This is a genomic window from Sphingobium sp. C100 (assembly GCF_000508185.1).
In the GTDB taxonomy this organism is placed as follows: Bacteria; Pseudomonadota; Alphaproteobacteria; order Sphingomonadales; family Sphingomonadaceae; genus Sphingobium.
Genome location: NZ_AYOY01000033.1, coordinates 1 through 9,687 on the forward strand (window position 1 = coordinate 1; position 9,687 = coordinate 9,687).

Annotated in this window: 9 protein-coding genes and 1 pseudogene; 3 read left to right on the forward strand and 7 right to left on the reverse strand. The window is 65.4% G+C overall.

The genetic code is table 11. The annotated features are described in order from the left end of the window. The 5 genes from C100_RS28625 to C100_RS28645 all read right to left on the reverse strand — a co-directional run. The coding region (locus C100_RS28625; RefSeq protein ID WP_024018459.1) for an FGGY family carbohydrate kinase at positions 1-865 on the reverse strand (865 nt) is incomplete at its 3' end. After that, positions 862-2,373 (reverse strand): glycerol-3-phosphate dehydrogenase, encoded by a 1,512-nt coding sequence (locus C100_RS28630; RefSeq protein ID WP_024018460.1) that lies wholly within the window; start codon positions 2,371-2,373, stop codon positions 862-864. The genes C100_RS28630 and C100_RS28625, both read right to left, overlap by 4 nt. 171 nt (positions 2,374-2,544) lie before the next feature. Next, complete coding sequence (gene clpS / locus C100_RS28635; protein ID WP_031308694.1) at positions 2,545-2,949, reverse strand: ATP-dependent Clp protease adapter ClpS; 405 nt, start codon at positions 2,947-2,949, stop codon at positions 2,545-2,547. Positions 2,950-3,062: 113 nt separating this feature from the next. Continuing rightward, complete coding sequence (locus C100_RS28640) at positions 3,063-3,902, reverse strand: phasin family protein (protein ID WP_031308696.1); 840 nt, start codon at positions 3,900-3,902, stop codon at positions 3,063-3,065. A 140-nt stretch (positions 3,903-4,042) separates the two neighbouring features. Beyond that, the gene (locus C100_RS28645) at positions 4,043-5,782 is read right to left on the reverse strand and encodes a PHA/PHB synthase family protein (protein ID WP_031308697.1); all 1,740 of its coding nucleotides are present in this window, start codon (positions 5,780-5,782) and stop codon (positions 4,043-4,045) included. 142 nt (positions 5,783-5,924) lie between these two features. On the opposite strand from C100_RS28645, the gene C100_RS28650 reads away from it, so the two are divergent. Genes C100_RS28650 through C100_RS28660 form a run of 3 tightly spaced genes read left to right on the forward strand, consistent with a single transcriptional unit; the run spans position 5,925 to position 8,202 of the window. Further along, positions 5,925-7,133 (forward strand): LL-diaminopimelate aminotransferase, encoded by a 1,209-nt coding sequence (locus C100_RS28650; RefSeq protein WP_024018464.1) that lies wholly within the window; start codon positions 5,925-5,927, stop codon positions 7,131-7,133. 29 nt (positions 7,134-7,162) lie between these two features. Then, on the forward strand, positions 7,163-7,642 hold the full coding sequence (locus C100_RS28655; protein WP_031308698.1) for a DUF2721 domain-containing protein: 480 nt from the start codon (positions 7,163-7,165) through the stop codon (positions 7,640-7,642). Beyond that, complete coding sequence (locus C100_RS28660; protein ID WP_024018466.1) at positions 7,639-8,202, forward strand: (2Fe-2S)-binding protein; 564 nt, start codon at positions 7,639-7,641, stop codon at positions 8,200-8,202. The genes C100_RS28655 and C100_RS28660 overlap by 4 nt, the downstream gene beginning before the upstream one ends. Positions 8,203-8,229: 27 nt before the next feature. On the opposite strand, the gene C100_RS28665 is transcribed toward C100_RS28660, so the two are convergent. Beyond that, a complete protein-coding gene (locus C100_RS28665; RefSeq protein ID WP_031308700.1) occupies positions 8,230-9,039 on the reverse strand; it encodes a DODA-type extradiol aromatic ring-opening family dioxygenase in 810 nt (269 codons plus the stop codon). 72 nt (positions 9,040-9,111) lie between these two features. Further along, positions 9,112-9,687 (reverse strand): annotated as a pseudogene (locus tag C100_RS0123990) (HWE histidine kinase domain-containing protein); the annotation flags it as partial.

Sequence of the window (9,687 nt, forward strand, 5' to 3'; positions counted from 1 at the left end):
TCGGGCACAATATCGTGCCGAGCAGGCGATGGTGCGAGCGGGGCGGTTCTTCGCCCACCGGCGTCAGGATGAAGGCGCCGGTGCCGAGCGTCGCCTTGGCCTCGCCTCGTGTCAGGCATCCTTGCCCGATGGCGGCGGCCTGCTGATCGCCGGCAAGGCCGCGGATCGGAATCGCGCCGCCCAGCAGGTCGGGCCGGGTCGCACCGAAATCCCCGGCATTATCGACAATATCGGGCAGCGCGCGACGGGGCAGGTCGAACAAGGCGCACAGATCGGCATCCCACCCCGCCCCGTCCAGCGCCATCAACTGGGTGCGGCTGGCATTGCTGGCGTCGCTGATGTGCAGGCCGCCGGTCAGATTCCACACCAGCCAGCTTTCCACCGTGCCGAAGGCCAGCGCCTCCCCGGCGGCAGCGAGCGCGGGTTCATGATCGATCAGCCAGCGCATCTTGGTCGCGGAAAAATAGGGGTCGATCACCAGTCCGGTGCGCGCCTGGATCAACGCTTCATGCCCGTCCGCGCGCAACCGATCGCACCGGTCGGCGGTGCGCCGGTCCTGCCACACGATGGCGCGCGCCAGCGGCCGGCCGCTGCGCCGGTCCCACGCCACCACCGTCTCGCGCTGGTTGGTGATGCCGATGGCGGCGATCCTGTCCGCCCCCCCTGCCCGGACGACCATCTCCTGCGCGCAGGCAAGGCTGTGTTCCCAGATCTGGGTCGCGTCCTGCTCGACCCAGCCCGGCCGGGGATAATGTTGCGTCAGTTCGCGCTGCGCCGTGGCGACCCGCACGCCATCGGGCGTGTAGAGCATGGCCCGCGTGGAGGTGGTGCCTTCGTCCAGCACCAATATGTTGCGCCCGGTCATCCCCGTCCCTTCAACCATGCGTCGAGCGCGGCGACCTGGGCTGGACCGAGCCGCAGCCCCAATTTGGTCCGCCGCCAGATAATATCCTCCACGCTGCGCGCCCATTCCCGGTCGATCAGCCAGATGGCCTCCGCCTCTGTAAAGCCGACACCGAAATGGACACCCAGATCGCTTGTGCTGCGCGCATCGCCCAGCCACTCAAGCGCGCATGTGCCATAGGCCCGGCCGATCCGGTCCACCGTCAGCGGGTCGAGGAAGGGATAGTCGCGCGCCAGCCGTTCGAGCAGCGCCGTCAGCGCGGTCGTCGCGAAGTCGCCGCCCGGCAGCGGCGCGTCGGCGGTCCAGTCCCGGCCGTGCATCATCGGGAGATGTGGACGCAGCAGGTCGACCGCTTCGGCGGCGAGGTGGCGATAGGTGGTGATCTTGCCGCCCAGCACATGAAGCACAGGCGCCGCGCCTGCCCCCCCCTGCTCCAGTTCCAGCCGATAGCCGCGCGTCGCTGCTTCCGGCCGCGCCGTTCCGTCATCGATCAGGGGCCGGACGCCGGCATAGGACCAGATGACGTCGGCGGGCGTGATCGGCCGGGCGAAATAGCGATTGGTCGCCGCGCACAGATAGGCGACCTCCTCCGCACTGGGCCGAACCTGATCGAGGGGACCGTCATGATCCTGATCGGTCGTGCCGATCAGGGTGAAGTCGTGGTCATAGGGGATGGCGAAGATGATGCGGCCGTCGGGTAGCTGGAAGAAATAAGCAAAGCCATGGTCGAAGAGGCGCGGCACGACGATATGCGACCCCCGCACCAGCCGCATCCGCCGTTCCACCTGTCCCTGCGCAAGCCCCATCACGGCCAGCACCGAGGGGCCGGCGGCATTGACCAGGGCGCGGGCGCGAAAATGCGGCGTCGCGCCATCGGCCGTGCGCGTGGCGATGGTCCACAGGCCGTCGGCGCGCGTCAGCCCCGTCACCGCTGTTCGGGTCATCACCTGCGCGCCCCGATCCGCCGCATCACGGGCGTTGAGCACGACCAGCCGGGCATCGTCCACCCAGCCGTCCGAATAGCAATAGGCAGTGCCGAAACCGGGCCTGAGCGCCGCGCCCGCGACATGGCGGCGCAGGTCGATCGTCTCGGTCGCGGGCAAGGCCCGTCGCCCGCCGATATGATCGTAGAGGAATAGGCCTAGGCGCAGCATCCAGCGCGGCCGCAACCCCTTGGTCCAGGGCAGGACGAAGCGCATCGGGTGGATGATATGCGGCGCGATTCGCCAGAGTCGCTCCCGCTCCGCCAGCGCCTCGCGCACCAGGGCGAACTCGCCATGTTCCAGATAGCGCAGGCCGCCATGGATCAGCTTGGTCGAGGCCGAGGAAGTGCCCTGCGCCAGGTCGCCCCGCTCCAGCAACAGCACCTGCGCGCCCCGGCCCGCCGCATCACGGGCGATGCCGCAGCCATTCACGCCGCCGCCGATCACGGCCAGATCATGGATGACGGCTTGGCTGTCCTGCATCACGGCACCCCGTGTAGGACGCCCCGGCGGCCAAGGAAAGGCTCATGAAAGTCATGGCGGGAAGCCTCCCGCGCCCTGCCGATTCTCCGACAACAAAATCAGGCGGACGTGTCGGCCACCGGGTCGGTCCCCCGCAACGACGTCGGACGACGGCGACTCAGCGGAGGATAGTCGTCAGGCCTTTTCCAGCGTGCATTGCAGGGGGTGCTGATTCTGCCGGGCGAAGTCCATCACCTGGTTGACCTTCGTTTCCGCGACCTCGTAGCTGAAGATGCCGCACACGCCGACGCCGCGCTGGTGAACGTGCAGCATGACGCGAGTCGCTTCCTCCATGTCCATGCGGAAAAATTGCTGGAGGACGTGGACGACGAATTCCATCGGCGTGTAATCGTCGTTCAGCATCAGCACTTTGTAGAGCGACGGCTTCTTGGTGCGCGTACGGGTGCGCGTGGCGATGCCGACATTGGGCCCAGGCCCGTCGCCTTGATCGTCCTGGTCCCGGCCCGCCATGTTCACGGACCATGATGCGGTGGTGAGACTGTTCATGATAGGAGAGGATATGGCGATTTGACTGTCCATGGCAAGGGGGAGAGGCAAGCATTTGCCGCACCTGCGCTCCATTCCCAACGCAAAGGGCGCCTCCTCCCGCATGGGAGAAGGCGCCCCGCATTGTCTGAGACAGATGTCGCCGATCAGGCGGCCAGCGTCTTCACCTTGTCGGTGACCAGGGTCACGCGCGCGGTCAGCGGCTGGGCGACGTCGCCGGCCAGCTTCATCATGGCTTCGCTGTTCTTGGCGGCTTCCTTGGTGAATTCGTCGAAGCTGGTCGACAGCAGCTGGCTTTGCAGCTGGAAGAATTCGGTCGGCGTCTTGACGGTCGCGAAGGTCTTGAAAGAGGCAGTCGCCTTTTCGAAGTTCTTGCGCGTGAAGTCGACGGCTTCCTGGCCCATCACTTCCATGCCCTTGGCGGCGATCTTGCCGGATTCCACGAAGGCTTCGACATTGCCCTTGGCGATATCGCTCATTTCCTCGATCGCCTTGGTCGACTTTTCGACCTGGGATTTGGCCTTCTCGTTGAAATCGGAATAGGCGGTTTCGAACTTGGCCTTGGTTTCCTCGGCGAACTTCTTTCCGGTTTCCATAACGTCGTTCATGATCTTTGTTCCTTCTGTGGCGGGCAGCGGCTGGGTCGCAATAGGATCGGCCTTTTCGGTCAGGCTCTCTGTGATTTCGGGTTTCGGCTCAGGCGTAACCGGTTCCTCGACCGGGGCGGCGGCGGGCGTTTCCACAACCGGCTCCGGTTCGGGGGCGGATTGCGGGTTCGTGTCGATCGGCTTGACATCCGCAGCCTGCGGATTGGTCTCGATCGGCTTGACGCTCGATGCAGCCGCCTTCCGGGGCGCCGGCTTCTTCTTTTCGGGCTCGCCCCCGATCGCCGCTTCGGCCGCCTTCAGCGCCTCGCTCGCCGACAATGTCGTGGAACCGGCTTTGCCGCGCGGGGTATTCCTCGGGGTCTTCGGGGTTTCGGCCATGACCATCCTCCGTTTGTTGCAGTGCACAATATAGATTCGCCTGCCGGAATGCAAGGACTATTGTGCAGTGCAACAAAAGTGCCATGGACGCTTCGCCGCGCTGATGGCGCGGCTCACCGCAGAGCTGTTAGGCCCGAATATCAGCGCGCCTTCACATAGCGTCCAGGCGCATCCTCGATCGCCTTGCGCTTGCCCTTCCCCGGCACGCGCGCGCCCTTCACCGAAACGGTGCGCGAATCGAGCGCCTCGATCCAGGCGCGCCAATCGGGCCACCAGCTGCCCTTGGTCTCCTGCGCCTGGGCGAGGAAGGCGTCGAGCGTCGCCTGCGCTTCGTCACAGGCCCAATATTGATATTTCATCGCAGCCGGCGGATTGATGACCCCGGCGATATGCCCGGACCCCGCCAGCAGGAAACGGACCGGCCCGGAAAAATGCTCGGTCAGCTTCCAGACGCTTTCCAGCGGCGCGATATGGTCTTCCTTGCCAGCCTGGACATAGGCTGGCGTCGTGACCCTGCTGAGGTCGATCGGCGTGCCCGCGACGCTGATCGATCCGGGCACGACCAGCAGATTGTCGCGGTAGAGCTGGGTCAGATAATCCCTGTGCCAGCGCGCCGGCAGGTTGGTGGTGTCGCCATTCCAGTAAAGCAGGTCGAAGGGCGGATAATCCATGCCCAGCAGATAATTGTTGACGACATAGTTCCAGATCAGGTCGCGACCGCGCAGCAGGTTGAAGGTCGCAGCCATGTAGCGACCGTCGAGGAAGCCCGGCGCCGACAGCTGCTCCACCAGCTTCATCTGTTCGTCGTCCACGAACAGGCTGAGGTCTCCGGCCTGGCTGAAATCGACCTGCGCCGTAAAGAAGGTCGCGCTCGCCACCTTGTCCGCTTCGCCCCGCGCGGCGAGCAGCGCCAGCGTGGCGGCCAGCGTCGTGCCCGCGACGCAATAGCCGATCGCATGAACGCCCTTCACCTTGAGCAGGTCGCGCACCGTGTCGATCGCATCGATCTGGCCGTCGAGAATATAATCGTCCCAGACCAGATCCTTCATCGATGCGTCGGCGGACTTCCAGGAGACCAGGAACACGCTGAGCCCCTGATCGACGGCCCATTTGACGAAGCTTTTTTCGGGCGAGAGATCGAGAATGTAGAAGCGGTTGATCCAGGGCGGAAAGATGATGAGCGGCGTTTCCAGCACCGTGTCGGTCGTCGGCGCATAATGGATCAGCTGATAGAGCGGCGTTTCATGGATGACCTTGCCCGGCGTGGCGGCGATGTTGCGCCCCAGTTCGAACTTGGTGCCGTCCGTATGGGTCAGTTGCCCCTTCTCCAGGTCGGCCAGCATATGTTTGAGGCCGTTGACCAGATTTTCGCCGCCGCTCTCGATCGTTTTCTGCACCACCTGCGGATTGGTGAAGGCGAAATTGCTGGGGGCGATCGCGTCGAGCAGGCCGGTGGTGGCGAAGCGCAGCTTGGCCTTCTGCTTGGGATCGACGCCATCGACCGCGTCGGCCATCTGCATCATATAGTCGGACAGCAACAGATAGCTTTGCCGGATGAGGTCGTAGAAAGGATGTTCGGTCCAGGCCGGATCGGCAAAGCGCCGGTCCTTGCGCGCGGTGGGGCCGCTCGCAGGGGCAGGATCGGGGCGGTCGCGCAGCAGGCCGCCCGAATTGAGGAAGCGTTGCCAGAGCGCCAGCCCTTCGTCGGCAAAACCGGTCTGGATGCGCGCAATGGTCGTCGGATCGAAGGGCAGCGGCTGGCCGCTCGATCCGGCCGCCTGCTCCAGCAATAATTGCTGGGCGCGGCCGATCACCTGCGTCCATTGCTGCATCTCTTCCAGGGTCGGCAGACGAGGTTCCATGACATCGCTTTTTTCCATGGCCACCATCCTCTTCCTGGCATCACGCGCGTCGCGGCTTTCGCTGGCATGTCGTCATCCGGCCAGTTATAGCCCGATTATGACATGCTAGCGGCGCGTCACGCACTATTCCCTACCGAGAGCTTTCAGGAAAGCCCCAATAATGTCCGAAGAATTCTACCGCATGAAGCGCCTGCCACCCTATGTCATCGCGGAAGTGAACGCGATGCGGGCGGCCGCGCGCGCTGCGGGAGAGGATATTATCGACCTTGGCATGGGCAATCCCGACCTGCCGCCGCCCGACCATGTGATCGAAAAACTGATCGAGGTGGCGCGCAAGCCCAGCGCGCACGGCTATTCCCAGTCCAAGGGCATTCCCGGCCTGCGCCGCGCCCAGGCCAATTATTATGCACGCCGTTTCGGCGTCGAGATCGACCCGGAGAGCGAAGTGGTCGTGACCATGGGATCGAAGGAAGGGCTGGCCAGCCTGGCCACCGCGATCACCGAACCGGGCGACGTGGTGCTGGCGCCCAATCCCAGCTACCCGATCCACACCTTCGGCTTCATCATCGCCGGCGCGACGATCAGGTCGGTGCCGACCACGCCGGACGAAAATTATTTCCGCTCGCTCGACCGCGCCATGGCCTTCACCGTGCCGCGCCCGTCGATCCTGGTGGTCAACTATCCGTCCAACCCGACGGCCGAGACGGTCGACCTCGCCTTTTACGAACGGCTGGTCGCCTGGGCGAAGGAGAATAAGGTCTGGGTGCTGAGCGACCTCGCTTATTCCGAGCTTTATTATGACGGCCATCCGACCCCGTCCATTTTGCAGGTGCCCGGCGCCATGGACGTGGCGATCGAGTTCACGTCGCTATCCAAGACATACAGCATGGCGGGCTGGCGCATGGGTTTCGCGGTGGGCAATAAAAAGCTGATCGCGGCGATGACGCGGGTGAAATCCTATCTGGACTATGGCGCCTTCACGCCGATCCAGGCGGCCGCCTGCGCCGCGCTCAACGGCCCGCAGGAGATTGTCGAGAAGAACCGCCAGCTTTACCACAAGCGCCGCGACGTGCTGGTGGAAAGCTTTGGCCGCGCGGGCTGGGAAATCCCGCCGGCGCGCGCGTCGATGTTCTGCTGGGCGCCGCTGCCCCCCGCGCTCAAGGAAATGGGCAGCCTGGAATTTTCCAAGCAGTTGCTGACCCATGCCAAGGTCGCGGTCGCGCCGGGCGTGGGCTATGGCGAGGATGGCGAGGGCTATGTCCGTATCGCCATGGTCGAAAATGAGCAGCGATTGCGGCAGGCGGCGCGCAACGTGAAGAAATATCTCCAGTCGATGGGCATCAACACGCCCGCCAAGGGCGTCGCCTGAGCGCGGTCGGGATGGATGCGATGAGCGGCATCATTGCCCTGCCCCAGGTCAGCCATGTGGCGCAGACTATTCAGCTTGCGGTCGCGCCGGTGTTCATGCTGGCGGGCCTGGGCGCCTTCCTCAACGTCTGCGCCGGGCGGCTTGCGCGGGTCATCGACCGCGCGCGCAAGATCGAACAGGGGGTGCTGGCGTCGCGCGGGCGCGAGCATGATCGGCTGGTCGCGGAAATCCGCGTGCTCGACAAACGGATGAGCGTGGTGAATGGCGCGATCTTCCTGTCGGTCGCGTCGGGCTGCGCCATCTGCCTGGTCGTCGTGCTGCTGTTCGCGGCCGAACTGTTCGACGCCCATCTGGGCACGGCGATCGCGGTGATCTTCATCCTGGCCATGCTGCTCCAGACCGCCGCCTTCGCCACCTTCATCCAGGAAATCCGGCTCGCGTCGCGCACCATCCACATCCGCAACGAGGTGCTGTATCATCAGGCGGAAGAGGAAGGCGCGGACGCGTGACGAAGTTCACCGTCAACGACCGTCCGGTGCAATATCGCATGGACCCGGACACGCCCCTGCTGTGGGCGCTGCGCGATGCGTCCAACCTCACTGGCACCAAATATGGCTGTGGCACTGGCGACTGCGGCGCCTGCACCGTCGATATTGACGGGGAAGCGGTGCGGTCCTGCCAGGTGAGCATCGCCCATGCCGAGGGGCGTTTCGTCACGACGATCGAAGCGCTATCGCCCGATCGCGGCCATCCGGTGCAACAGGCGTTCGCGGCGGACAATGTGTCGCAATGCGGTTACTGCATCCCCGGCATGATCATGGCGGCGTCCGTGCTGCTGCGCCGGAACAACGATCCGTCGGACGAAGACATCGACGCGGCCATCACCAATATCTGCCGCTGCGGCATCTATCCCCGGCTGCGCGGTGCGATCAGGCGCGCGGGCCGGATCATGCGGGGCGATGAGCAGGTCGCCGCCGCCCCGCCACCGGGCATCACGCCGGAGGAAGCGGCCAGGGCCGTGCCCGCGCTCGGCCGGCCGGCGACCGGGGGCGGCAAAGGCGCGGACTGACCCGCCCGCCGCGCTCCACCTGCCACCTCAGCCGAAGCGATAGCCCGACACGGTCCAGCCCAGGACGTTGCTGCGATGATCGCAAGTGGCGGGCGCATCGCCGCCCGCGCCCAGCGCCACCATCAAGGGCAGCAGATGCTCCTCGCGCGGATGGGCGAAGCGCGCCTGCGACAAGCCCTCCCATGCCGCGACGCGCCTGGCCCGGCTATCCGCGTCGGGATCGGTCACGGCCGCGGTCAGCGCATAGTCCCAGGCGGTCGACGGTGCGAACGCCTGCGGCCCGCGAACGCGCAGATTGTGGAAGCTCATGCCCGATCCGACGATCAACACGCCTTCGTCGCGCAACGGCGCCAGGGCGCGGCCGGCGGCGATATGGGCGGCGGAATCCAGATCATGGCGCAGCGACATTTGCGCCAGCGGAATATCGGCATCGGGCAGCGCCACCTTCATCGGCACGAAGACGCCATGATCCCACCCGCGCGCCTCTTCCTCCGCCGTGGCGAAGCCCGCCTCTTGCAGCAGGGACGCGGCGCGCCGCGCCACTGCCGGCGCACCGGGCGCATCCCAGCGCAGGGCATAGGTGTGGGGCGGAAAGCCATGATAATCGAACAGCAGCGACGGCCGGTCGCCGACATGGACCGTGAACGCCGCCTCTTCCCAATGGCCGGACACCAGCAGGATGGCGCGAGGCCGTTCGTCCAGGCCAGCGATCAGGCCCGCAAGATAGGCCTGCATCGGATGCCACATCGGGTCGCTGTGCGGGCGGTCGGGATCGGCGGGGTCCATGAAGAAACAAGGCCCCCCGCCATGGGGTATGAAAAAGGTCGGCATCGTCATGGCCGTAAACATCGGAGCAGCCCGCCGCCGCCGCAACAGGCGATCAGGAAACCAATTGTTTCTTGTTATCCCTCAGCCTGGCGCGCCGATCACCGGCATCAGCGCCTGGGCCAGGGTCGGCCCCGAATAGGGTTTCTTCACCAGCGTCACCCGTTCGAAACGCGCAGGCAGTTCCAGCCCGTCGCCATAGCCGGTGGCGAACAGGAAGGGGATGCCCCGCGCCGCCAGCATGTCCGCGACCGGCAGGCTGGTTTCATGACCCAGGTTGAAATCGAGCACGGCGACATCGACCGCGCCCAGCGCAAGCGCTTCCCGCGCGCGGCCGACGCTGGCGGCGGTGATCACGTCCGCGCCCAGGTCGCGCAGCGCATCCTCCCCATCCATCGCGATAATCATATTATCTTCGACCAGCAGGACATTGCGCCCCTTGAGCAGTTCGGGCGTCGGGGCGGTCAATGGCCGCACCCGCTCGGCGCTCGTTATCTGCGGCAGGACGGAGACCACATGACGCGACGGGATGCAGAAATGCGCCTCAATGCCGGCAAGCCGGTAATGGATTTCCGCATGGCCATCCAGATCATAGGGGATCGACCGTTCGATCACGGTCGAGCCAAAGCCGCGCCGCGTCGGCGCCACGACCGGCGGGCC

Excerpts from the sequence above, each read along its gene's own strand:
- clpS (WP_031308694.1), bottom strand. The coding sequence starts at position 2,949 with ATGGACAGTCAAATCGCCATATCCTCTCCTATCATGAACAGTCTCACC.
- C100_RS28640 (WP_031308696.1), bottom strand. The coding sequence starts at position 3,902 with ATGGCCGAAACCCCGAAGACCCCGAGGAATACCCCGCGCGGCAAAGCC.
- C100_RS28645 (WP_031308697.1), bottom strand. The coding sequence starts at position 5,782 with ATGGAAAAAAGCGATGTCATGGAACCTCGTCTGCCGACCCTGGAAGAG.
- C100_RS28650 (WP_024018464.1), top strand. The coding sequence starts at position 5,925 with ATGTCCGAAGAATTCTACCGCATGAAGCGCCTGCCACCCTATGTCATC.
- C100_RS28665 (WP_031308700.1), bottom strand. The coding sequence starts at position 9,039 with ATGACGATGCCGACCTTTTTCATACCCCATGGCGGGGGGCCTTGTTTC.